Here is a 23,827-nt window from a genome sequence, read left to right as displayed (position 1 = left end):
CATCGCGCTTTTGCATCGCATGAAACTGTTTCCGTGCCGCATCCGACCAATGCGACGGGAATCCGGTCTCTACGCTTAGTAGTCGTCGCTCTTTTCCGGCGGCACCAGGCCTTCGATGCCGGCAAGCAGCTCTTCTTCCGACATCTGGTCGAAAGTGATCGTTTCCGGCAGGTCGTCCTGCTCTTCGCTGTCGGCTGCGGCGACACCGCCGGCGGCGATCATGCTTGCCGGATCGGGCTCGGGCTCATCGACTTCGACATGCTTTTGCAGCGAATGGATCAGATCTTCCTTGAGGTCATCGGGCGAAAGCGTCTCATCGGCGATTTCGCGCAGCGCCACGACCGGGTTCTTGTCGTTGTCGCGATCGATGGTGATCGAGGCGCCCTGGGAAATCAGCCGGGCGCGGTGGCTGGCGAGCAGAACCAGCTCGAAGCGGTTCTCCACCTTGTCGATGCAATCTTCAACTGTGACACGGGCCATTGCCTGTCCTTTACGGTCGTCATTTCGGGATTAGCACGCCCGATACAATTAAAACCGGGCAAATACAAGTTTTTCATTCCGGCTCCCCTCGTCTTTATCCGCGGCTGAGCTAAATTTCCATGGAGAACGTCATAATTCTACCGAGGGTTGCTTGGAATATGCCGAATCGTGCCCTAAATCTTTGGTATATGAATAATCCATAAAGTAAGGACCGGATCGAAAACGACAAAACAACCTATTGTTTTTATTGACGTTTGGCACTTGCGGATTTCGATTGCTCTCATTGGATTGGTAAGCGATGTTTGACCCACGCGAAAAAATTGCACTCTTCATCGACGGCGCCAACCTCTACGCTGCATCCAAGAGCCTCGGCTTCGACATAGATTACCGTAAGCTCTTGAAAGCATTTCAGAAACGCGGCTATCTCCTGCGCGCTTACTATTATACGGCTCTGATCGAGGATCAGGAATATTCGTCGATCCGGCCACTGATCGATTGGCTCGACTACAACGGCTATAAAGTCGTCACCAAGCCCGCCAAGGAATTCACAGATTCCATGGGTCGCCGAAAGATCAAAGGCAACATGGACATCGAGCTTGCGATCGACGCCATGGAACAATCCGAAACGGTCGATCATCTCGTGATCTTCTCGGGCGACGGCGACTTCACCAACCTCGTCGAGGCGTTGCAGCGCCGAGGCCGCAAGGTTTCGGTGATCTCGACCATGGCGACCCAGCCGCCGATGATCGCCGACGATCTCCGCCGCCAAGCCGATCATTTCATCGATCTCTTGTCGTTGAAGGCTGAAATCGGTCGCGATCCCGCCGAGCGGGCTCCACGCCCGGTCGAAGTCGCCCCGGCCAGCGATTTCGAGGACTGATCCGCCCGTCATCTCGAAACTGAGAAACAATATGATTCCGTGCGAAACGGCAATCATCGGGCATGCCGCGTGGTCAGCCGTTATCCTTCAGCAGGCGGCTCTTTTGCCGGTTCCAATCGCGCTCCTTCTCGGACTCGCGCTTGTCGTGCAATTTCTTACCCTTGGCGAGCGCGAGTTCCATCTTCGCCCGACCGCGGTCGTTGAAATAGATCTTCAGCGGGATCAGCGTCATGCCCTCGCGGTTGACGGCAGAGCGCAGGCGATGGATCTCGCGGCCCGACAGCAGCAGCTTGCGGCGCCGGCGGGGTTCGTGATTGAAGCGGTTCGCCTGCAGGTATTCCGGCAGGTAGGAATTGATCAGCCAGATCTCGCCACCCTCATCCGACGCGTAGGATTCGGCGATATTGGCCTTGCCTTCGCGCAGCGACTTGACCTCCGTGCCCATCAGCACGAGGCCGGCCTCGTAGGTATCGATGATCTCGTAGTTGAAGCGGGCCTTGCGGTTTTCGGCCACGACCTTGTTCACGACGCGCTGGCTGCCTTTGGGGGCCATGACGATATTCCATTCATTTAGAGCGCGAAAAGCCGCGCCCTCATTCCTGCTCTTTGTAGGGCCTGCTCTTTGTAGGGCCTGCTCTGTGTAGAGCGTGCTCTGCGTAGGGACTTGCCCTTTATGTAAGGGAACGACCCGGTCTTGTGAAGACGGCCGGTCTCTTCAGTTCAGAAGGCCGGCATGACGCAGGGCAGCGTCGATCGCCGTTTCCGTTGCCGGCTCCAGTGTCGAAAGCAGCGGCGAGCGGACGTTGCGGCTCATGCGGCCAAGCCGGGAGAGCCCGTATTTGGCGCCGCAAAGACCGGGCTCGAGGAAGATCGCCTTGTGCAGCGGCATCAGCCGATCCTGATATTCCAGCGCGCTGATGTAGTCGCCCGCCAGCGTCGCCGCCTGGAAGTCGGCACAAAGGCGCGGGGCGACATTGGCCGTGACCGAAATACAGCCGACACCGCCATGAGCGTTGAAGCCGAGTGCCGTCGCATCCTCGCCCGACAACTGTCGGAAATCCTTGCCGCAGGTGATGCGCTGTTCGGAGACGCGCTCGATCTTGCCCGTCGCATCCTTGACGCCGACGATATTGCGGTGCGCCTTGGCGAGCGCACCCATCGTTTCCGGCGTCATGTCGACCACCGAGCGGCCGGGGATATTGTAGATATAGATCGGCAGATCGACGGCCTCGGCAATCGCCGAAAAATGCGCGATCAAACCCTTCTGCGTCGGCTTGTTGTAATAGGGAGTGACGACCAGAACGGCGTCCGCACCAACCTTTTCGGCGTGCTGGGCAAGTTCGACCGCCTCACGCGTGTTGTTCGAGCCGGCGCCGGCCATGACGGGAACGCGTTTTGCAGCAACCTCGATGCACAGCTCCACGACCCGTTTGTGTTCGGCATGCGACAGCGTCGGCGATTCGCCTGTCGTGCCGACCGGAACGAGACCGCCGCTGCCTTCTTTGATCTGCCAGTCGACATGAGCAGCGAAGCTGTCTTCGTCGATCAGTCCGGCATCCGTGAAAGGGGTGACGAGGGCGGGAATGGACCCATTGAACATGCAAAGCTCCTCACGACCAAATCCTTGCTTCGGCCGCATTCCATGAATATTTTGCGCACCATAGAGCGCCGAAATCATCGCGACAAGCGCGTAGAGTTCGGTTTAGGGCAAATTCCGATAGCAGATGTGAATGAATTTTACCTGGTACGGTAAGGTTTCGTTAAGATGCCTCTAGCCAAATGGCAGGGCGTGTTTTCGTTGCGAGATCCCGGATGAAGAAAGCTGTCCTGATTCTGTCCGCCTTCGGCTTCGCCGCCGCCGCGTGGGGCAGCATAGCGTCGCCGCTTCCGGGCGAGAGCACGCCCATGCCTGGCGTCAAGCCGCTCGGCTTCATTCCCCAAACAGCCATGCCGGAAGCGATCACAACGGGCGCCATTCCGCGCAATCCGGCCATCGCGCCTGTCAACAGCGACCTGAAAGCCGGCCTCGATGCGCTTTCCGACAAGAACCCGCAGCTGGCGCTGTCGATCCGCGACAGCATGCAGGGCGGTACGCTCGACCGCCATATCCTCACCTGGGCGATCGCCGTTTCCGGATTGAAGGGCGTCCCCTCCTATGAAATCGCCAGTGCTGGGCAGGAGCTCAAGAGCTGGCCGGGCCTTTCGCGGCTGCGCTCCTATTCCGAACGTGCGCTCTATGACGAGAACCCCGCCCCATCCGCCGTGCTCGCCGCCTTCGGCGATACCGCGCCCGAGACGATGCAGGGCGCCGTCATCCTCGGCCGGGCGCTGGTTGCATCAGGCAGACAAGCGCAGGCGGCAAAATATATCCGCAAGGTCTGGCGCGGAGAGGCTCTCGACAAGGCGACCGAGGACAAGATCCTCCTCGAATTCTCAGCTCTGTTGACGCCTGCCGACCATAAGGCGCGGATGGACTATCTGATGTATCGCGGCCGGGTGGCGCAGGCCAAGCGCTTCGGCGACATGGCCCAGGCCCAGTCGCTCTACAAGGCTTGGTCTGCCGTCGACGCCAAAGCCGGCAACGCCGGCGCGCTGCTCAACGCTGTCGATGCAAAATGGCGCGGCGATGCCGGCCTGCTGTTTGCGCGGATTGAATATCTGCGCAAACAGGACAAATATGCCGAGGCGGCAGCACTTCTGGAGCAGATGCCGCCCGAGCGTAGCGAACTTGTCAACTCCGGCGAGTGGTGGAACGAGCAGCGTATCGTCAGCCGTGGTCTCGTCGACCAGGGACAGTTCAAGCCTGCCTATCGCATCGTCGCCAATTACGCCGCAACGAGCCCGACTGACATCGTCGAGGCTGAGTTCCATGCCGGATGGTACGCGCTTCGCGGCCTGCAGGATCCGGCAACCGCGGAAAAACACTTCCGCAAGATTCTCCAGACATCAAACGGGCCGATCTCGGTTTCACGCGCCTGGTACTGGCTGGGACGGGCGGCCGAAGCCGGGGGCCCCGGCAAATCCAGCGAATTCTATGGGAAGGCTGCGACCTTCCCCGGCACCTTCTACGGTCAGCTCGCGGCCGAAAAGCTGGGGCGAAAGACGCTGAACGTTACCTATCCCGCGCCGAGCACGGCCGACCGGCAACGCTTTCAGGCACGTGAAGCGGTGCAGGCGATCGCCCGACTAGAGGCCGCAGGCCATGGATGGCGGGCCGATATTCTCTATCTTGCGCTTGCCGACCAGTTGCAGAGCCCCGGCGAACTGGCCGTGCTTGCGGCGCAGGCCGAGCAATCCGGCGATCATCATTTGTCGCTGCAGATCGGCAAGATCGCCTATGGCCGCGGCATCGATGTCGCAGCGCTCGCCTTTCCGGTCGGCGTCATCCCGGCGAATGCCAACATCTCCGGCTCCGGCAAGGCGCTCGCCTATGCCATCGCCCGGCAGGAAAGCGCCTTCAACCCAGCCGCCGTTTCAGCGGCGAATGCGCGGGGATTGCTGCAGCTTCTGCCGGGGACGGCCCAGGCGGTGGCCAAGCGCCACAACATCGCCTATTCGAAAGACAAGCTGACGGCCGATGCCGGTTATAACGCCACACTCGGCGCGCATTATCTAGGTGAGCAGATCGAAGCCTTCGGCGGCTCCTATATCCTGACCTTCATTGCCTACAATGCCGGGCCGAAACGGGTGCCGGAATGGATCGGCCGTTACGGCGATCCGCGCGGCAGGTCGATCGACGAGATCGTCGACTGGATCGAGCGCATCCCCTTCCCCGAAACGCGGAACTACGTCCAGCGGGTGATGGAGAATTACGAGGTGTACAAGGCTCGCCTCGGCCAGCCCACCGATATCGAGCGCGACCTCATCGGCGGACGCAGTGCTTCCTAAGGCGTTTGGCGCAGCCGGAAAAGCAGGCTACATCTTCGCGATCAAACAGATCTCGAGGATGCAATGCCGGATAATTATGCAAGCGGTTTCCAGGAACGATTTTATACGTCTCCCGATGGGCTGAAGCTTTATGCCCGCGACTATTGGCCCGGCGAGACGGCAACCGCCGGACGGCTGCCGGTCATCTGCCTGCCCGGCCTGACCCGCAATACGCGGGATTTTCATCCGCTGGCGCTGCTGCTCTCCCAGGACATAACAGCACCACGCAGGGTCATCGCGCTCGATTCGCGCGGGCGGGGAAACTCGGCATGGGATGAGAACAAGGCGAACTACAATCTCGCCATCGAGGCCGGCGATGTCGTTGCCGCTTGCGCGGCGCTCGGCATCGAGCGGGCCGTCTTCGTCGGCACGTCCCGGGGTGGGCTGATCCTGCATCTGATCGCAGTGATGCGGCCGGATCTTCTCGAAGCCGTCATCCTCAATGATATCGGGCCTGCCGTCGAGGCCAAGGGGCTAGCGCTGATCCGCGACTACCTCAACAGCGGCAGAAGGCCGGCAGACTGGCGCGAAGCGGTCGAAATATTGAAGGAAAATCATGGCGCGGCGTTCACCGCGCTTGCAGAGCAAGACTGGCGGGAGATGGCGCTGGCGCTTTATCGAGACGTCGGCGGAAGACCGATCGCCGATTTCGACCCGGCGATCGCCGAAGCGCTGAAATCGATCGATTTCAGCCAGCCGTTGCTCGATCTCTGGGAGCAATTCGAGAAGCTGAGCCACTTGCCGCTGATGCTGATCCGCGGCGAAAACACGTCGCTGCTTTCACAGGAAACCGCGAACGAAATGGCACGGCGGCATCCGAAGTTGATCCTTCATGCCGCCGAAGGACATGGACACGCGCCCCTCCTGCATCTCGGCAACATCCCCGCAGCGATTCGAGCCTTTCTCGCCTCTTGCCAGTAACCTTATCGAAGCCAGTCCGTCGGCACATTTGCCATGGCTCGAAATATAAAAAAGCCCGGCTCAAACGAGCCGGGCTTCCTGATTGACCGAAGTCAGATCAGATTAGAACGAACGCTGCAGGCGGAAGTAGCCCGAGGTGGAGTCGTCAGCATCTTCCGGATCGAGGTACTGAACCGAAGCCTTGGCGTAGAAGTTGTCGACGATCTGGTAATCAACCGTCAGACCGACCTTCCAGGCATCGCCATCGGCAAAGTCGTCGCCGTCAACGCCGAAGTTGCTGTAGTACTGAACACCGGGAGTGATCTTGAGCTTGTCGGTTGCCTTGATAGCATATTCGGCAGCAACAGCCCACTCAGCTGCAGTGTAGTAGGAGCTCGGGCCGGTGGCATATACGGCAGCGAGGCCGAGCGTACCAGGACCGATGTCAACCGTACCCATTGCACGGACAGCGCCTTCTTCGTTGTCGACGTCGTAGCCGGCAGTGATCTGGTAGCTGAACGCACCACCCTTGCCGCCGAGACCGACGGCAACGCCGACGTTGTTCGGATCTTCGTCCGCCTTGAAGAAGCCGTCTTCCAGCTCATCGACGCTGATGCCAGCGTAGAAGGCGTCGGTTTCGTACTGATAACGGATGGAGTTATGCAGCGTTACCGGCGAGCCGATATCATCGGTTTCGCCCGAGAGGCCGTCGTCCCACCAGCTGTAGAACAGACCAGCGCGGAAGCCGGCGATGTCGAGGTAAGCGGAGTCGAGCTTGGCGTTCTGATCGGTAGCGTTGTCAGCATTGAACTGCATGACGATGACGCCGGTCAGCGGACCGTACTCGGTATCGCTCTTGGCGGTGAACTGAACCTGACCGCGGGTGACAGCATCCCAGTCGGAGTCGTTACCGCGCGTCAGCGAATTGCCAACCCGATCGCCAACGTTGACCTGGAAACGGATGTAACCGTTGATCTTGAGGCAGGTTTCGGTGCCCGGGATGTAGAAGTAGCCGGTGCCGTAAGCGTCGCAGACGCGGACGTATTCAACCGGTTCCGGCTCGGCAGCAACGATAGCGTCAGCAGCCTGAGCACCGGAAACTACTGCGAGAGCAGCAGCGGAGCCGAGAAGAAGGCTCTTGATGTTCATAAATGACCTCCAATTCAAAGTTTCGATCGGGTTTGGGATCTTTCGCTGAGCAGCGTTCCCTGCCCCATCCCCGTGTTTCAAGAAGTGGACGATCCGTCGCCCTTGCTTCCGAGGGTGAAAATACAAGACGGCGGCCGTCACGCAATCACCAACTTGCTCGGATGGGGGGTTTGAGGGAGCCTTCCCGACATTCTGTTGCCGAAAGGACACAAGTCGGGCAAGCGGCCCCGCTTTCCTTTATGCTTTGTTAAGAAAACCCTGATTTTGCGGCCGCTTAGGTCAGATCCACAAAGAGTTGGACACGCGCCTTTCGACGCATCTGCGACACTTTTCCGACAAAATCCGGCTCTTGCGGGGATGTTAGGATTGCTGGAAGCGTAACCTGGTGATCACCGATCCGCTTTCGCCACCTGATGGAGCGTGGAGGCGGCAGACGATTCCCGCAACCGATTCTCTCGCTGATGGCGGAGAGATTTGCGCCATCGCGCGGCCGTAAGGCGTAGCCGACTAAGCGAACCTGATTCCCTGGCAGGAACTAAAGATCGCGAAATGTTCAGGAAATCAGAATGGCGGAGAAGATGGGATTCGAACCCACGATACGCTTTTGACGTATACTCCCTTAGCAGGGGAGCGCCTTCGACCACTCGGCCACCTCTCCGGTGCGGCCTAACTATGGTGACCGGTCTGTGAATGCAAGAGTTTTTTGAATTTTCACCACAAAGAAATGCGGCGGGCGGCATTTCGGCTGGCCCGCGCAAACAGAGCGCATTCCCTGCCACGATCCGAGAATTTGATCGCGCTTCGTTCTCTTCGATGAAGAAGCCGGGCTTTGCCGCCCGGCGTCGACAGGGTTGGCAAGCCCGGCGCAGCGTCACCGACCGGGCCTGAAGTCAGCCGAGCAGGCTCTTGAGGTCGGCTGAGGGGTCGGCGAGAATCGATCTGTCGGGATTGGTCCCGGATTCCAGCAGCTTTTTGCCGGTCACATAGGCTTTCGCGTCGTTGATCGCATCGACGGCGATCAGCTGGCCTTGCCTGAAGTACCAGACCGAATGGGCGCCTTCGCGGGCGCCGGGGCGCAGCAGTGTCTCGTCATAACCGAGATTGAAGCCGGCAATCTGCAGCTTGACGTCATACTGGTCGGACCAGAACCAAGGCTTCGGATCATATGGCGCGCTGCCGCCGGCGATGACGGCTGCCGCCGCCTCGGCCTGGTCGACGGCGTTCTGCACCGATTCGAGCCTGATGCGGCCACCCTGCCAGGGAAGGGCTGCGCAATCACCGGCGGCAAAGATCGCCGGATCGGAGGTGCGGGCGAATTCGTCGACGACAATGCCGTTGGCGACTTCGAGGCCGGCTTCCTTGGCAAGCTGGTCATTCGGCACGACGCCGATGCCGACGACGGCAAAGTCGATGTCGATCACAGATCCGTCGGAAAGTGCGGCGCCGGTGACGCGGCCATCCTTGCCGACCAGATGCTTGAGCCCTGTCTTTTCCCGAATCACCACGTCATGGCTTTCATGGATCCCCCGCATGATGTCGGCGGTCTCCTTCGCCGCGACGCGCTGGAGGATGCGGTCAGCCATCTCGATGACGGTGACCTCAAGGCCGCGGTGACGGGCAACGGCTGCAGCCTCGAGACCGATATAACCGCCGCCGATGATGAGGACGCGGCGACCGGGGCGCATTTCTTCGGCGAGCAGATCGGCATCGCGCTTGTCGCGGGCGACATAGACGCCTTCGAGATCGCCACCGATTGCCGCCGGCAGCCGGCGCGGCGTCGAGCCGGTGGCCAGCGCCAGCGTGGCGTAATCGAGAACGGAGCCGTCCTGCAGCAGAACCTGCCTGCTATCCGGCTTGATCTGTTCGGCCCAGGTCGAAAGGCGAAGATCGACGTCATTGTCCGCATACCAGTGCTCGGCGCGAAACAGCAGGCGGTCGAAAGCCATTTCGCCAAGCAGGTATTTCTTCGAAAGCGGCGGGCGCTGATAGGGAGCCACATCCTCCGCACCGATGAGGGTGATCGGGCGCATATCCTTCAACGCTCGCAGCTTGGCCGCCAATGCGAAACCGGCCTGTCCCGCGCCAATGATCACCAGTCTGTCCGTCACGATCTCACTCCCGAAACTGCGCCCGACAACGAGGTGCAGGCCTATCCCTACGGCGCCGCGCGTCTGTTAGACGCGCTAAGGACGCTGTAACGTTTTGAACTTCTGCATAATTTTATCCTTAAATCGATTCCGATCTAAGGAATTATGCAGCCTCAAACGCCGTCAACGGAAAGCGGTCTTCCATTCAGCCGATCTCGATCCAGCGGCGCTCGTGGAAGGACTGTGCCATGGCATGCACCGACTTCTCTATCCTGAGACCGTCTTCAAATGTGACGATCGACGACGGCTCACCGGAAATTGCCCGGATTAGCTCGCGGCATTCGATGATCTTCAGATCGTTGAAGCCGAGGCCGTGGCCAGGCGCCGGGATGAAGCGATCATAAGGCCGATGGGCGGGTGCCGCCAGTATCTTGCGGAAGCCCTGTTCGGAACCGCGGCCCGCGGCCTGATAGAGGTCGAATTCGTTCATGCGCTCCTGGTCGTAGACGATCGAGCCTTTCGCGCCATAAATCTGCAGGGCGATGCGGCCCTTGCGGCCCCAGGCGGCGCGATTCGCCATCAAGACGGCGGAGATGCCGCCGCCAAGCCGCATCAGCACGTTGGCGCCATCGTGGTTTTCGACGGCGCGGCGGCCACCCTCGCTCAGCGGGCGGTCGGCATAAGGCCTCACCATGTCTGTAACGACAGCCTCAACATGGCCGAAAAGATACCAGAGCAGCGACAGCGGATGCACGGCGAAATCGTCGAGCGCGCCATAGCCGGCGGCAAGCTCGCTCTTCCAGTAAAAGAAGACATCGGGATCGGCCATGAAATCCTCGTCCATCTCGGCGCGGATATGGTTGACCGTGCCGATGGCGCCCTCGCCAATAAGCGTCTTGATGTGCCGCATCACAGGATTCTGGATATAATTATAGCCGAGAGCCGCCACCTTTCCGGAACCCCTCGCCGTTTCCAGCATGCGCTCGGCGTCGGCATAGGCCGGCGCCATCGGCTTTTCGCACCAGACATGTTTGCCGGCTTGAAGGGCTGCGATCGCCATCTCGGGGTGGAACTGATTGGGCGTGGTGATGGAGACGACGTCGACCTCTGGGTCGGCAATCAGCGCCCGCCAATCGGCCGTTGCCTTCTCGAAGCCGAATTCCCCGGCACGCGCCGCAGCAAGCCCGGCATTGGCTTCGGCCAGATGCACGAGACGCGGACGCTCGACATCGCCGAACACCGTCTTCACCGCATTCCACGCCAGCGCATGGCACTTGCCCATGTAACCGGTGCCGATCAAACCGATGCCAAGTGGCTTCATTTCCGTCTCCTCCAGAGCTGCGGCCGGATTTTTGGAATATTTGGATCATTTTGACAAGAGACCCGTACGCAGGCATTTTTCCATTCCTCCCGGTAAGTTGTTTAAAAGCCTTCAATTACAGGCGATTAAAAACAATTAGGCGGGCCGTTTGAAATCGTCTATGTTCGGCAATATGGAATATTTGTTTCATCTCGTGAGCCGCAAGCATGGATAACGATCCCCAGAGGCACGCGCGTGTGCCGCGCGATTTCGAAAGCCTGCGCAGCACCATCATCGAACGCAAGACAAGCATGCCGAAGCGGCTGGCGCAGGTCGCCGCCTTCGCGCTCGGCAATCCCGATGAAATCGCCTTCGGCACGACGGCAAGCATCGCGGCGGCCTCCGACGTCCAGCCTTCGACGCTGGTGCGCCTAGCGCATCATCTGGGTTACGAAGGCTTCTCCGACCTGCAGAGCATTTTCCGCGAAAGATTGCGCGACCGGACGCTGAGCTATGAAGAGCGGCTCGTCACGCTGGAGCAGACGAGCGGCGACGATGAGGACGCCAATCTGCTCTCCGGCTTCATTGCCGCCGCCAGCCAGTCGGTCAACCGGCTGGCGGCGACGGTGCAGAGCGATACTTTCACGAAAGCGGTGAATATCCTTGCCGGCGCCGAGACGATCTATCTGATCGCCAAACGGCGCTCCTACCCGCTGACGGCGCACATGACCTACGCTTTTTCCAAGCTCAACATCCGCCACCAAATCGTCGCCTCGCCGAATGGCGTCGACCCCGAAATGGTGCAGTTCGCAACCCCTAGGGATGCGGCGATCGCCGCGAGCTTCTCGCCCTATGCGGCCGACAGCCTCAGCCAGAGCCAAGAGCTTGCCGACCGCGGCGTGCCCGTCATCGCGATCACCGATTCGGCCTTCTCGCCGCTTGCCGCCTGCGCGACGCACTGGTTCGAAGTGGCGGAGGCCGATTTCGCCGGCTTCCGCTCGCTTTCGGCATCTATGGCGCTGACCATGGCGCTGCCGGTGGCCATCGCCGAACGGCGCCGCAAGCATCAGCACTCAAAAGCTGGAAAAGCGAAAATGGAATAAACATTCCGAATTGACAAAATATCGGAACCGATGTTTCATTATTGAAAATTCGCAGGCATTGGAAGCCGCGCAAAATCTAGCGGGAGGACATCATGGTACAATCGAATCCGGGCTCACAGCCGGAGCCGGCGCTTGATGTAATCACCATCGGCCGCTCCTCGGTCGATCTTTACGGTCAGCAGATCGGCTCACGGCTGGAGGATATCGGCTCCTTCGCCAAATCGGTCGGTGGCTGCCCTGCCAATATCGCCATCGGCACGGCACGGCTCGGCCTCAAATCCGGTCTCATCACCCGCGTCGGCGACGAGCAGATGGGACGTTTCATCCGCGAGCAATCGGCGCGCGAAGGTGTGGCGACACAGGGCATCATCACCGACAAGGAGCGGCTGACCGCACTGGTGCTGCTGGCGGTCGAGGCCGAGGGTGTGTCGCCGATGATCTTCTATCGATCGGACTGTGCCGACATGGCGCTCGATGAAGGCGATATCGATGAAGATTTCATCAAGTCGTCGCGCGCCGTTCTCGTTTCCGGCACACATTTCTCCCGGCCGAATACCGAGGCCGCACAGCGCAAGGCGATCCGCATCGCCAAGGCGAACGGCCGCAAGGTGATCTTCGACATCGACTACCGGCCGAACCTCTGGGGCCTTGCCGGCCATGCAGAAGGCTTCGAGCGCTATGTGAAGTCCGACCGCGTCTCTTCGAAGATGAAGGAGACGCTGCCGGATTGCGATCTCATCGTCGGGACCGAGGAAGAAATCCTGATTGCTTCCGGCGCCGACGACGTGCTTGGCGCGCTCAAAGAGATTCGCCGCCTGTCGCCGGCAACGATCGTGCTCAAGCGCGGCGCCATGGGCTGCATCGTCTATGATGGACCGATCGCCGACGACCTCGAAGCCGGTATCGTCGGCCAGGGTTTCCCGATCGAAGTCTTCAACGTGCTCGGCGCCGGCGATGCCTTCATGTCCGGTTTTCTGCGCGGCTTCCTGCGCGACGAGCCGCTGAAAACCTGCGCCACCTGGGCCAATGCCTGCGGCGCCTTCGCCGTTTCACGCCTGCTCTGCTCGCCGGAATATCCGACCTGGGCCGAACTCGACTTCTTCCTGACGACCGGCAGCCAACATCGAGCGCTGCGTAAAGACGAAGCGATCAACCATATCCACTGGGCATCGACCCGGCGCGGCGAAATCCCGCTTCTGATGGCGCTAGCGATCGACCACCGTTCGCAGCTGGTCAGTGTCGCCGATGAACTCGGTGTCGGCCACGACAAGATCGTCGCCTTCAAGCGGCTGGCGGTTGCCGCAGCGGCGCGGGTTTCGAACGGTCGCGACGGCTACGGCATGCTGATCGACGAACGCTTCGGCCGCGACGCCTTCTTCGACGCGGCGACGAAGAATTTCTCCTGGATCGGCCGGCCGGTGGAGCTGCCGGGCTCGAAGCCGCTGCGCTTCGAATTCAGCCAGGATATCGGCTCGCAGCTTGTGGAATGGCCACTCAGTCATTGCATTAAATGCTTGTGCTTCTATCATCCTGACGATCCGGCTGACTTGAAAACGGAGCAGCAGGAGAAGCTGCGCACGCTGTTCGAGGCGTCCCGGAAGGTCGGCCGCGAGCTGCTGGTGGAGATCATCGCCGGCAAGAACGGGCCGCTCACCGACGACACGATCGCGACTGCGCTGGAGGAACTCTATGCGCTCGGCATCAAGCCGGACTGGTGGAAGCTCGAGCCGCAGGCATCGACTGAAGCCTGGAAGAAGATCGATGCGGTGATTGCCAAGAATGATCCATGGTGCCGCGGTATCGTGCTGCTCGGGCTCGAGGCGCCCGCCGACGAGCTGATCTCCTGCTTCGAGGCGACGCTGGCCGCTCCCTCCGTGAAGGGCTTTGCCGTCGGCCGGACGATCTTTGCCGACCCGGCGCGTGCCTGGCTTTCGGGCGGAATGAACGACGAGGAGGCGATCGCCGATATGGCCGGCCGCTTCCAGCAACTGACTGAGGCGTGGCTGAAGACGCGCGGACAGCAGTAGGAATAGAACGAAGACCCTCCCCAGCCCCTCCCCCACAAAGGGGAGGTTAACTTGAGGCAGCGCCTCGCGCCAGACAGCGGCCACCTTGCAAGAAGGGACGCCGTAATATGGATGAGACGGCACGGCGGGTTAGCCTCTCCCCCTTGTGGGGAGGGGTTGGAGGAGAAACAGGTACAGTCAAAAGTCCGGGAGGACCCGATGGGCAAGACGATACGGTTGACGATGGCGCAGGCCGTCGCGCATTTCCTCAAGAAGCAGATGACTGTTGTCGACGGCAAGAAGGTGCAGATCTTCGGCGGCGTCTGGGCGATCTTCGGTCACGGCAACGTCGCCGGCATCGGCGAGGCGCTCTATCAGGTGCGCGACGAACTGACGACCTATCGCGCCCACAACGAACAGGGCATGGCGCATGCCGCGATCGCTTATGCCAAGGCGAATTTCCGCACTCGTTTCATGGCCTGCACAACCTCGATCGGTCCTGGTGCGCTGAACATGGTGACGGCCGCGGGCGTCGCACACGTCAATCGTATTCCCGTTCTCTTCCTGCCGGGCGACGTCTTCGCCAACCGCGCGCCGGATCCGGTGCTGCAGCAGATCGAGGATTTCGGTGACGGCACGGTTTCAGCCAATGATGCCTTCCGTCCGGTTTCGCGCTATTTCGACCGCATCACCCGGCCCGAGCAGATCATTTCGGCGCTGAAGCGCGCCATGCAGGTCCTGACCGACCCCGTGGATTGCGGCCCGGTGACCTTGTCGCTCTGCCAGGACGTTCAGGCCGAAGCCTATGATTATCCGGAAAGCCTGTTTACTGAAAAGGTCTGGACGACCCGTCGGCCGCAGCCGGATGCGGCCGAACTGGCCAATGCCATCGCGCTGATCAAGGCGTCACAGAAACCGGTGATCGTCGCCGGCGGCGGCGTGCTTTACTCGCAGGCGACGAAGGAGCTTGCCGCCTTTGCCGACGCCCACGGCCTTCCCGTCGTCGTCACCCAGGCCGGCAAGTCATCGATCGACGAGACCCATCCGCTGGCGCTCGGCTCGGTCGGCGTGACCGGCACGTCGGCGGCGAATGCGATTGCCGAAGAAACGGATCTCGTCATCGCCGTCGGCACCCGCTGCCAGGATTTCACCACCGGCTCCTGGGCGCTGTTCAAGAATGACAATCTCAGGATGATCGGGCTCAATATCGCCGCCTATGACGCGGTCAAGCACGACAGCTATCCCGTGGTGGCCGATGCCCGCGAAGGGCTGAAGGCGCTTTCATCTGGTCTTTCCGGCTGGAAGGCGTCGGCGGCACTCACCGAGAAGGCAACCGCGGAGAAGAAGATCTGGATGGAGGCCGCCGCCAAGGCGATGGCAACGACCAATGCCGCCCTGCCCTCCGACGCACAGGTAATCGGCGCGGTAGCGCGCACGATCGGCGGCGATAATACGACGGTTCTTTGCGCTGCGGGCGGACTTCCCGGCGAATTGCACAAGCTCTGGCCGGCAACGGTGCCGGGCAGCTATCACATGGAATACGGCTTTTCCTGCATGGGCTATGAGCTCGCCGGCGGGCTCGGCGCCAAGATGGCCCATCCCGAACGGGATGTCGTCGTCATGGTCGGCGATGGCTCCTATATGATGATGAATTCCGAGATTGCGACCTCGGTGATGCTCGGCCTCAAGCTCAACATCGTCCTGCTCGACAATCGCGGCTATGGCTGCATCAACCGCTTGCAGATGGGAACCGGCGGTGCCAACTTCAACAATCTGCTCAAGGACTCCTATCACGAGGTGATGCCGGAGATCGATTTCCGCGCGCATGCCGAAAGCATGGGCGCCATCGCGGTCAAGGTCGGCTCGATCGCCGAGTTGGAGCAGGCGATCATTGATTCGAAGAAGAACGACCGTACCTCGGTCTTCGTCATCGATACCGATCCGTTGATCACCACTGAGGCCGGCGGTCATTGGTGGGATGTCGCGGTGCCGGAGGTCAGCCCGCGCGAAGAGGTCAACAAGGCCCGCAAGGGTTATGTCGAAGCACGCGCCGCCCAGCGCATCGGCTAAACGGCTGCATAATTCCATAAATCGGAATCGATTTAAGGGCAAAATTATGCAGCAATTCGAAGTGCTACAGCGTCCCTTGCGCGTCTGAAAAAGACGCGCGGCGCTGTAGTGCCATCATTTTTTCGGAAGAGCGCAGCTGCTCTTCCGAAACATTTTTAAGGAGAATGTTGATGAAGGCCAAACTCGGCATGTCGCCCATCGCCTGGTGGAACGACGATCTTCCGGAGCTTAGCGACGATGTGTCCCTCGAGGAGTGCCTGCGGCAGTCGCGCAGCGCCGGTTTCACCGGCATGGAGCAAGGCCGCCGCTTCCCCAGCAATCCCGAGGAAATGCTGCCCATCCTGCGCGCCGCCGACGTGACGCTGTGCGGCGGCTGGTTCTCCGGCACGCTTGTCAATGAGGAGCTTGCCGCCAACAAGGACCGCATCGCGCCGATGATCGAGCTGTTCAAGGCGGTCAATGCGCCGTGTATCGTCTATGGCGAAGTCGGCCGCTCCATCCAGGGCGACCGCTCCAAGCCGCTTGCCACCAAGCCACGCCTTTCCGATGACGAGATGAAGGCCTATGGCCGCCGCGTCACCGAGTTCGGGGAATGGTGCGCCGAACAGGGCATGCCGCTCTCCTACCACCATCACATGGCGGCCGTGGTCGAAACCGAGCCGGAACTCGACGCCTTCATGCGCTCTTCGGGCGAAGGCATTCCGCTGCTGCTCGATGCCGGCCATCTCGCCTTTGCCGGCGGCGATGTACTGCGCGCCATCGGCAACCACCACGCCCGCATCAACCACGTCCACGTCAAGGACATCCGCAAGCCTGTGGTGGACGGGCTCGACCGCAGCCGCCAATCCTTCCTCGATGCGGTGGCGCTCGGCGCCTTCACCGTGCCCGGCGACGGCTCGCTCGATTTCGGCGCCATCGTCCAGCGGCTCGCCGATCACGGCTATGAAGGCTGGTTCGTCGTCGAGGCCGAACAGGATCCACGCAAGGCGCCGCCGCAGAAAATGGCCGAGATCGGCCATGCCGAACTGATGCGTGTCATGACGGCCGCGGGTTATACCGTGGAAACGGAAGGCTTCCCGAAGGGATAGCGGGAGTAAAAGACCCATCCCCAACCCCTCCCCACAAGGGGAGAGACTTAACTTGAGGCACCGCCTCACGCCATAAGAGAGCGTCCTTCTGGACGAGAGGTTACGGCGAGAATGGAAGGAGCCCGGCAGGTTAGTCCCTCCCCTTTGTGGGGAGGGGTTGGGGAGAGGAATTTTCCAAGTAACGAAGGAAAAACACCGATGCCAAATCTCAAGGTGAAACCGTCCGGCACCCATGGCCGCGTCACCCATGTCACGCCGGAAAATGCCGGCTGGACCTATGTCGGCTTCGATCTGCATCGGCTGAAGCCGGGCGAGACGGTTTCGGGAGAGACCGGCGATCGGGAAGTTTGCCTCGTCTGGGTGACCGGCAAAGGCAAGGCATCGGCCGGCACCAAGGATTTCGGTACGCTCGGCGGCCGTATGAGCCCGTTCGAAGGTGCGCCGCATGCGCTCTACATCCCGATGGAATCGACATGGTCGGTGACGGCGCAGACCGATCTGGAACTCGCCGTCTGCTCGGCGCCCGGCGGCGGCAGCTATCCGGCGAAGGCCATCCCGCCCGGCACGCATCCGCAGGTGACACGCGGCAAGGGCACGAATGTGCGTTACGTCAACAATATCATGCCTGAGGACGACAGCTCGGCGCATTCGCTGCTGGTCGTCGAGGTGATCACGCCGGGCGGCCACACCTCTTCCTATCCGCCGCACAAGCACGACCAGGACGACCTGCCGAACGAGAGCTTCCTGGAAGAGACCTATTATCATCGCCTCAACCCGCCGCAGGGCTTCGGTTTCCAGCGCGTCTACACCGACGATCGTTCGCTCGACGAGGCAATGGCGATCGAGGACGGCGACGTGACGCTGGTGCCGAAGGGCTATCATCCTTGCGCGGCTACTCATGGCTACGATCTCTACTACCTCAACGTCATGGCCGGGCCGAAGCGGGTCTGGAAATTCCACAATGCCGCCGAGCACGAGTGGCTGCTGAAGGCGTAAGGGCCTCGTTCGATCGCTAAATAATCTGACAGCGCGAAATCGCGGCTGATGGTTCACTGCCTCCATCCAAACACGGATGGAGGATCACCATGCAGAGCTCGAATGTCACAATCTCGGCCCGCAATATGCGGCCCGGCCTGTTCCTTGCCATAGTCACCGCGGCACGCCGGCTGGCACGCAAGATTGCCGAACGGCGCAACTGCAATGCGCTGATGGAACTGTCCGACGAGCAGTTGAAGGATATCGGCCTTTCCAGGGGGCAGACGGAAAGCGACGTGCATGTCTATAGTCGCTACTGAAACCTGAGCGTGATATTGTGCCGACAGGTCGCCTCATCGGCGACCTGTCTGACCCGGAACATGCCATGTCGCAGTTTTCAACAGCACCGCTCCTGAAGACAAAGACCGTCACCATTCGTGACATCGTCTGCAATGGCGAGTGTCGTCACAAGAGCGACGAGGAATGTGCCCACAGGACGAGCCTCGTCTATCCCTATCGCGGCGTCTTCATGCGGCATGTCGGCCACAACGACACGGTGGCCGAAGCCAATCAGGTCTTGTTCTTCAATGCCAGCCAGGGATATCGGATCAGCCACCCCATCGAAGGCGGCGACGCCTGCATCGATCTGGCGATCGACGAGGTCATGCTCGAAGAACTCGCGCCCAAGGATCAGGTACAGCCCGGGCCGGCCTTTGCCTTCCGCCGCCAGCGCCGGCGGATCGATCCGCGCGCCCAGGCGCTGGTCGCGCTGCTGCGTCATGGTCTTAGCCGCAATGTCGCGGAAACGCTGGAGGCGGAAATATTGGCGCTGACGCTGGTGCGCCGCTCGCTCGGCGAGCGCACATCGCATGCGGCGGGCGCCAGCGCCGGCCGGCAGAAACTCGTCGACCGGGCCAAGCTGGTGCTCTCCTCCGATCTTGCGCGGCGCTGGACGCTTGCGGAAATCGCCTCCGAAGTCGGTGTCTCGCCGGTTTATCTCACCCAGGTCTTCCAGCAGGTCGAGGCCACACCGCTTTACCGCTACCAGCTGCGGCTGCGGCTTGCCCGCGCGCTCGATCTGCTCGGCCAATATGAGGATCTGACCGCGCTCGGCCTCGATCTCGGCTTTTCCAGCCACAGCCATTTCAGCGCTTCCTTCAAGCTGGCCTTCGGACAGAGCCCTGGCGAATTCCAGCGCTCGGCGCAATTGCGTCGCAGGTAAGGTCCATCGCTAAAGATTTCGACAGCGGCGATGCGGTGTTCGATGGTCTGATGAGACTGTCCCGATCCGGGGACGATCAATCGGAGGATCACCAGATGAAGAAGACCACATGCGCCGCCTGCGACTGCGAACTGGGCGCCGAGGCGATCACCGTCAAGCTCGGCGGCAAGACTGTCGAGGTCTGCTGCCAGGAATGCGCCGAAGCGCTGAATGAGGCGGAAGCTGCGACATCGGCCGCTTCGGGCGGCAGGGAATAGACGATACGAGGCAAAAGCCGCCAGTGACCTGACCCCCGAAGGTTCATGTTCAACCTTCGGGGGTCAGGTCACGAGGGAGCGCGGCTTAGCCATTTCAAGCGGGCAGAAGCCCATAGCGCCAGCCGCGGTGTTTGGCGTTCTGCGACAGCACCGCAAAGGCCAGGATGACCATGCCTGCCTCGGCAAAGACCGGCACCATCCAGATCCCCTGCTCGCCGAAGAGGAAGGGCAGCAGGAAGGTCAGCGGCAAGGTCAGCAGATAGGGCCGCGACAGGCCGAAGATCGCGGCGCGCGGTGCATCGCCGATCGACTGGAAATAGGACGACAGGATCAGCATCTGCCCGAAGAGAAAATAGGCGCCGATCGTCCAGGGCAGAATTCGTCTGACCTCGGCGATAATGGCGGGATCGGCGACAAAGACGGCGCCAAGACGGCCGGCCATGAGCTCGCCTATGATTTCCACCAGGGTGCAGTAGACGAGTGCTGCGAGCATGGCGATCTGCAGGCTGCGGCCGACGCGGAGCCCGAGGCCGGCGCCGTGATTGTTGCCGGCGATCGTCTGCAAGGCGATGCTGAGGCCGAGCAGCGGCAGATAAGTGAAGGTCATGATCCGGGTGATGATGCCGTAAGCGGCAACCGTCGCGACATGATCTGCCGCGCTCCAGAGCGAGACATTGATCAGAATGGCGGCCGAGGCCAGCGATATGCCGACGAAGCCGAGGCTGATCGGCGCGCCGAATGCCATGATGCTGCGCCATTCGACAAGAGCAAATTCCGCGGAAGGCCTCAGTGCCAGTGGCCGGCGCCATCGATAGGCGAGCACGGCTGCGAGACAGACGAATTGCGACGCAATGGAGCCGACCGCCGAACCGAGCACGCCCCAATGCATCACCGCCATGAACAGCCAGTTGGCGAAGATGTTGAGCAGCGAGGCCGACAGCGTCACCAGCGTCATGAAACCGATCTTGCCTTCGCAGCGCAATCCGTCGAGATGCAGCGACAGGAAGAAGCTGACCGGCGCAAAAGTGATCATCGCGCCCATGAACAGCATGGCGCCATCGGCAACAGTGGCATTGCCGGCAGCACCGGCATCGATGATCTGCCGGCCGACGGTCCAGAAGACCGCATTGAGGATCAGGGTGACGGCCAGCGCCAGCGTATGGGCGCCGGCAAACATCCGGCGCGCGCCTTGGCGATCGCCGGCGCCGAGCCGGCGGGCGAGGATGCTCGCCATGCCGTTCGAGACCAGTGATTGCAAAGCGACCAGCAGCATCAGCCCCGGGAAGATCAGGCTGACGGCGGAGAGCGCATTGGGGCCGACATAGGCGCCGAGGAAATAGGCGTCGACGACGGTGAAGAGGCCGTTGACGGTGGTGATCGCAACGATCGGCGCCGCCGTCCTGAGGAAGACGCCCGGCAGCCAGCCGGTAAGAAAGACATTGCCTTGCGGAAGATCGGTCATGGAGAAATCCGTGTAATATCCGGCCAAGCCCGATCCGGATTAAAATCATCCGGATTGCGACGGCCTGAAAGGGATGGGAAAAATTTAAAGGTCGAGCACCAGATGCGGCACGCCGTTCGAGGTCTTCCTCGGCGAGACGCCGTCGGCATCGACCTGCGCGTTCACACGCCGGCGAAAGGCCGAAAAGCTCTCGAAGGTGACGACGTCCACCGGCTCGTCGAAATGAATGGTGATCCTGTGGAGTTCGCCGCCCGGCAGGGCCGAAAGTGCCAGAATCTCGCCGGTGAACGGCTGGTTGAGATAACGGCCGCAAATATGCGCACCGACGAAGAGCGACCTCTTCGGGCCAGCATTGGGCTTTGCCGCAAGGGCTGCGAGCGTATTCCAATCGCGGGCGCCATGCTGGCGGGCAATCATTTCCAGGGCCGCACTGTGGGTCAGCGGGGTGCCGCGATCGTTCATCGCCTGGCGCAGGCGCTTGGCCTGGGCCTTCAATTCGTCAATGGCAGGATAGGTCGTCGTCATGGAGTGAGCCTTCGCAAGGCATGCTCTTCGACTGTGGATGGGAGCTCGCATTGCCGCCAGTCAGCATGCACAAAGGGCCGTGACCATGATCGCGAGGGCTTCACCATGGATTTTCATCCGCGAGCGGCTGGTGCCTCGAACCGGCCCTTTGTATGCGCGAACACCGCAGACATGTCAAGAATGGCGCATCCGCGCCGGGAATGAGCAAATTTGGGGCAAATCTGCACGAAATCGGTGCGTTTTTCCTGCAAGTTTCGCGGAAGCATCCAATCTTAACGGTATTTTTCAGCCTCCGTCAGCATTCTTCAGCCAATATCCTGTTGTATACCCAGCGGAGGCTAAAAGGGCCTTTCAGATGCACCTCGACACAGAACACCGCAAGCCGGAACGTGCTTACAGGGAATTCAATCTCGACAGGCCGGGCAACATCATCTTCGTCGGTCATCACCTCAGCACCGGAACGCAGGTGCGCTGCCTGATCCGCACGATCACGCTCGCCGGCGCCCTGCTCGAAGTCAGCCCCAACCTGGAAATGCCGGGCCATTTCTTCCTCGAAATCCTCGGCATCCACGACGAGATCGGTTCGACCGTGGTCAAGCGCGAAGGCGAATGGGTGACGATCAGCTTCAACATGCTGCTCAATCCGGAATTCCTGCACCACGTGCTGCGACTGAGCTTCGAAAGCTGAGGCCTTTTTCCGTCTGCGATTTATCGGGACGCAACGTCTTTCTCTCCTCGCCCCGTCTTGCGGCCAGACGCGCGATGGCGGAAGCGGCCCAGAGGAATCCCCGCCATTCCGGCCCCTCGAGCGGGTCGGCGAAGGGATCGCGGCGCACCCGCCTGTGATAGATCTGCAATTCATTGAAGAGAACAACCCAGTTGAGAAGCATTGCTTCATCCTCCATCTATTGGCTCATGCACTGGAGCTAAGCCTTCGCGCCCTTCGGATGTAGAGGCGCGGGGGAAAGGGGTTTTCATCCATGAAAGATGCGAGCTGGGACGACCTGCAACTTTTCTTCCATGTCGCGACCGGCGGCGGGCTTTCGGCGGCAGCCGCGCGCACCGGGATTAGCGCGCCGACGATCGGCCGGCGCATGCTGGCGCTCGAACGGGCGACCGGCCGCTCGCTCTTTACCCGCAGCCCGACGGGCTATCTCCTCGCCAAGGACGGACAGGAACTGCTCGATCGCGTCCGGCTGATGCAGGATGCGGCGCGTGCGATCTCCGACTGGCGCGGCGAGGTGCTGACACTGCCGATCGTCTCGACGGCCGCCGACAGCTGGACCTCGCGCTTCATCGCCGATCATCTCAGCAGCGTCTGGACGCCGAAGGACAGCTTTCGCATGTGCTACAAGACCTGCGACACAGGCGTCGATTTCACCTATCGGGAAGCGCATATCGCCATTCGCCACAGCCGGCCGGAGAGCGGCAATGTCGCGATTCGTCCTTCGGGCAAGGTGGCGCATGCGGCTTATCAGGCGGCAGATTATGACGCGGCCAACTGCAACTGGATCTCGCTCGGCACCGATACCGCCATCACGCCGGCCGACAAATGGACGTTCGAACAGCCGGATTACTGGATCACCAGCTGGACGAACACGCCGCATATGCTGTTTCACCTGATCCGCGGCGGTGCCGGCCGCGGTGTGCTCCCCTGTTTCATCGGCGATCAGGAGCGCAAGCTCGTCCGCGCCGGCCCTCTCATCGACGAACTGACCTATGACATGTGGATCGTTGCGCATGACGACGAGCGGCAACGGCCGGAGGTCAGGATCGTCATCGACCGCCTGGCGGCGCTCTTTGCCGGTCATGAAGATCTGTTCGCCGGGCAGCGACCGCTGGCATGACGCGAAAACGCGGGCCTCTCGACCCGCGTTTCCTCAAGTTACTGCGTACGGCTCATGGCTGCGAGCGACTCAGGCGGCCAGATGCCGCTCGATCTCGTCGACCGGCATATTGGTATAATCCTTCGCCACCTCAGCGGTGATCACCGCCTGCGTATCGGCGCGGAGCGCCGGCCGTAATGTGCCGAGCGCCTTCGGCGGCGCAACGAGGACGATGCGACGGGCATTCTTTTCCTGCACCAGCTCATCGAGCTTTTCCGCCACCTGTTTCAGAAATTCGGCTTCGGCCTGATCCTGCCAGCTGGTCTCCTCGACAGCGCTGCCGCTGAAGCCGTCTGCGGCATGGGTCCGGCCGGGCTTATCGGCGCCAATCTCGCGATCCGGCGCGCTCGGCTGCGTCAGAGTTTCCAGCACCTTCAGGTTCATCAGCTTGGCATCGCCGGCATTCTGCATGATCAGAGCCTTGGCTCCATCACAGACCACCACCCATGATTCCCAAGGGATTTTGACGTTGGTCATATTCAACTCCTCGCTGTCGTCATTCGAAGCGCG

At 61.1% G+C, this 23,827-nt stretch carries 24 protein-coding genes and 1 tRNA gene; 14 read left to right on the top strand and 11 right to left on the bottom strand.

The window, feature by feature from the left end:
- Window positions 1-75 precede the first annotated feature (75 nt).
- Window positions 76-480, bottom strand: coding sequence for a DNA-directed RNA polymerase subunit omega (gene rpoZ / locus PO860_RS05165; RefSeq protein WP_003574261.1), 405 nt, complete (start codon window positions 478-480; stop codon window positions 76-78).
- Between the two features lie 298 nt (window positions 481-778).
- On the opposite strand from rpoZ, the gene PO860_RS05160 reads away from it, so the two are divergent.
- Window positions 779-1,360 (top strand): LabA-like NYN domain-containing protein, encoded by a 582-nt coding sequence (locus PO860_RS05160; protein ID WP_011424718.1) that lies wholly within the window; start codon window positions 779-781, stop codon window positions 1,358-1,360.
- Window positions 1,361-1,433: 73 nt separating this feature from the next.
- Here PO860_RS05160 and smpB read toward each other — a convergent pair whose 3' ends face one another.
- The gene (gene smpB, locus PO860_RS05155; RefSeq protein WP_012557117.1) at window positions 1,434-1,913 is read right to left on the bottom strand and encodes an SsrA-binding protein SmpB; all 480 of its coding nucleotides are present in this window, start codon (window positions 1,911-1,913) and stop codon (window positions 1,434-1,436) included.
- A gap of 162 nt (window positions 1,914-2,075) precedes the next feature.
- Complete coding sequence (gene dapA / locus PO860_RS05150; protein WP_097617477.1) at window positions 2,076-2,960, bottom strand: 4-hydroxy-tetrahydrodipicolinate synthase; 885 nt, start codon at window positions 2,958-2,960, stop codon at window positions 2,076-2,078.
- A 212-nt stretch (window positions 2,961-3,172) separates the two neighbouring features.
- On the opposite strand from dapA, the gene PO860_RS05145 reads away from it, so the two are divergent.
- Window positions 3,173-5,248, top strand: coding sequence for a lytic transglycosylase domain-containing protein (locus PO860_RS05145; RefSeq protein WP_272783352.1), 2,076 nt, complete (start codon window positions 3,173-3,175; stop codon window positions 5,246-5,248).
- 63 nt (window positions 5,249-5,311) lie between these two features.
- On the top strand, window positions 5,312-6,208 hold the full coding sequence (locus tag PO860_RS05140; protein ID WP_183606326.1) for an alpha/beta fold hydrolase: 897 nt from the start codon (window positions 5,312-5,314) through the stop codon (window positions 6,206-6,208).
- 102 nt (window positions 6,209-6,310) lie between these two features.
- Here PO860_RS05140 and PO860_RS05135 read toward each other — a convergent pair whose 3' ends face one another.
- Both PO860_RS05135 and PO860_RS05130 read right to left on the bottom strand, forming a co-directional pair.
- Window positions 6,311-7,336: a porin gene (locus PO860_RS05135; RefSeq protein ID WP_183606325.1), complete on the bottom strand. Its 1,026-nt coding sequence runs from the start codon at window positions 7,334-7,336 to the stop codon at window positions 6,311-6,313.
- Between the two features lie 567 nt (window positions 7,337-7,903).
- Window positions 7,904-7,994, bottom strand: a tRNA-Ser gene (locus PO860_RS05130).
- Window positions 7,995-8,026: 32 nt separating this feature from the next.
- Between PO860_RS05130 and PO860_RS05125 the strand changes: the two genes are divergently transcribed.
- Window positions 8,027-8,224: a hypothetical protein gene (locus tag PO860_RS05125; protein WP_183610819.1), complete on the top strand. Its 198-nt coding sequence runs from the start codon at window positions 8,027-8,029 to the stop codon at window positions 8,222-8,224.
- A gap of 2 nt (window positions 8,225-8,226) precedes the next feature.
- Here PO860_RS05125 and PO860_RS05120 read toward each other — a convergent pair whose 3' ends face one another.
- Window positions 8,227-9,444: an NAD(P)/FAD-dependent oxidoreductase gene (locus PO860_RS05120; protein WP_183606324.1), complete on the bottom strand. Its 1,218-nt coding sequence runs from the start codon at window positions 9,442-9,444 to the stop codon at window positions 8,227-8,229.
- A gap of 184 nt (window positions 9,445-9,628) precedes the next feature.
- Complete coding sequence (locus tag PO860_RS05115; RefSeq protein ID WP_183606323.1) at window positions 9,629-10,744, bottom strand: Gfo/Idh/MocA family protein; 1,116 nt, start codon at window positions 10,742-10,744, stop codon at window positions 9,629-9,631.
- A gap of 206 nt (window positions 10,745-10,950) precedes the next feature.
- Here PO860_RS05115 and PO860_RS05110 point away from each other — a divergent pair, with 206 nt between their 5' ends.
- From PO860_RS05110 to PO860_RS05075, 8 genes are all read left to right on the top strand, one after another.
- Entirely contained in the window at window positions 10,951-11,826 is an 876-nt protein-coding gene (locus tag PO860_RS05110; protein ID WP_183606322.1) for a MurR/RpiR family transcriptional regulator, read from the top strand.
- A gap of 92 nt (window positions 11,827-11,918) precedes the next feature.
- The gene (locus PO860_RS05105; RefSeq protein ID WP_183606321.1) at window positions 11,919-13,853 is read left to right on the top strand and encodes a bifunctional 5-dehydro-2-deoxygluconokinase/5-dehydro-2-deoxyphosphogluconate aldolase; all 1,935 of its coding nucleotides are present in this window, start codon (window positions 11,919-11,921) and stop codon (window positions 13,851-13,853) included.
- A gap of 198 nt (window positions 13,854-14,051) precedes the next feature.
- Complete coding sequence (gene iolD / locus PO860_RS05100) at window positions 14,052-15,902, top strand: 3D-(3,5/4)-trihydroxycyclohexane-1,2-dione acylhydrolase (decyclizing) (protein WP_273884088.1); 1,851 nt, start codon at window positions 14,052-14,054, stop codon at window positions 15,900-15,902.
- Between the two features lie 170 nt (window positions 15,903-16,072).
- Window positions 16,073-16,990, top strand: a complete 918-nt coding sequence (iolE, locus tag PO860_RS05095; protein WP_183606319.1) for a myo-inosose-2 dehydratase — start codon at window positions 16,073-16,075, stop codon at window positions 16,988-16,990.
- Window positions 16,991-17,188: 198 nt separating this feature from the next.
- Window positions 17,189-17,986 carry a 5-deoxy-glucuronate isomerase gene (gene iolB, locus PO860_RS05090; protein WP_273884089.1) on the top strand — a complete coding sequence of 266 codons (798 nt, stop codon included), beginning with the start codon at window positions 17,189-17,191 and terminating at the stop codon, window positions 17,984-17,986.
- An 89-nt stretch (window positions 17,987-18,075) separates the two neighbouring features.
- Window positions 18,076-18,285 (top strand): DUF1127 domain-containing protein, encoded by a 210-nt coding sequence (locus tag PO860_RS05085; RefSeq protein ID WP_273884090.1) that lies wholly within the window; start codon window positions 18,076-18,078, stop codon window positions 18,283-18,285.
- Between the two features lie 65 nt (window positions 18,286-18,350).
- Window positions 18,351-19,187 carry a helix-turn-helix transcriptional regulator gene (locus PO860_RS05080; RefSeq protein ID WP_273884091.1) on the top strand — a complete coding sequence of 279 codons (837 nt, stop codon included), beginning with the start codon at window positions 18,351-18,353 and terminating at the stop codon, window positions 19,185-19,187.
- Window positions 19,188-19,282: 95 nt separating this feature from the next.
- Complete coding sequence (locus tag PO860_RS05075) at window positions 19,283-19,444, top strand: hypothetical protein (RefSeq protein WP_183606315.1); 162 nt, start codon at window positions 19,283-19,285, stop codon at window positions 19,442-19,444.
- 94 nt (window positions 19,445-19,538) lie between these two features.
- Here PO860_RS05075 and PO860_RS05070 read toward each other — a convergent pair whose 3' ends face one another.
- Window positions 19,539-20,906, bottom strand: coding sequence for an MATE family efflux transporter (locus PO860_RS05070; protein ID WP_275038206.1), 1,368 nt, complete (start codon window positions 20,904-20,906; stop codon window positions 19,539-19,541).
- 84 nt (window positions 20,907-20,990) lie between these two features.
- Window positions 20,991-21,431, bottom strand: coding sequence for a glyoxalase superfamily protein (locus PO860_RS05065; protein WP_275038205.1), 441 nt, complete (start codon window positions 21,429-21,431; stop codon window positions 20,991-20,993).
- 355 nt (window positions 21,432-21,786) lie between these two features.
- On the opposite strand from PO860_RS05065, the gene PO860_RS05060 reads away from it, so the two are divergent.
- Window positions 21,787-22,119 (top strand): hypothetical protein, encoded by a 333-nt coding sequence (locus tag PO860_RS05060; protein WP_273884094.1) that lies wholly within the window; start codon window positions 21,787-21,789, stop codon window positions 22,117-22,119.
- On the opposite strand, the gene PO860_RS05055 is transcribed toward PO860_RS05060, so the two are convergent.
- Window positions 22,070-22,321, bottom strand: a complete 252-nt coding sequence (locus PO860_RS05055) for a hypothetical protein (protein ID WP_246718226.1) — start codon at window positions 22,319-22,321, stop codon at window positions 22,070-22,072. The genes PO860_RS05060 and PO860_RS05055 overlap by 50 nt on opposite strands.
- A gap of 90 nt (window positions 22,322-22,411) precedes the next feature.
- On the opposite strand from PO860_RS05055, the gene PO860_RS05050 reads away from it, so the two are divergent.
- Window positions 22,412-23,278, top strand: coding sequence for a LysR family transcriptional regulator (locus PO860_RS05050; RefSeq protein WP_272783345.1), 867 nt, complete (start codon window positions 22,412-22,414; stop codon window positions 23,276-23,278).
- 69 nt (window positions 23,279-23,347) lie between these two features.
- On the opposite strand, the gene PO860_RS05045 is transcribed toward PO860_RS05050, so the two are convergent.
- Window positions 23,348-23,794 carry a baeRF12 domain-containing protein gene (locus tag PO860_RS05045; RefSeq protein WP_183606310.1) on the bottom strand — a complete coding sequence of 149 codons (447 nt, stop codon included), beginning with the start codon at window positions 23,792-23,794 and terminating at the stop codon, window positions 23,348-23,350.
- Window positions 23,795-23,827: the final 33 nt, after the last annotated feature.

Source organism: Rhizobium binxianense (assembly GCF_028994275.1).
GTDB lineage: Bacteria > Pseudomonadota > Alphaproteobacteria > Rhizobiales > Rhizobiaceae > Rhizobium > Rhizobium binxianense.
The sequence above is the reverse complement of the archived record's forward strand: the minus strand, read 5'-3'. Positions and strand labels throughout refer to the sequence as shown.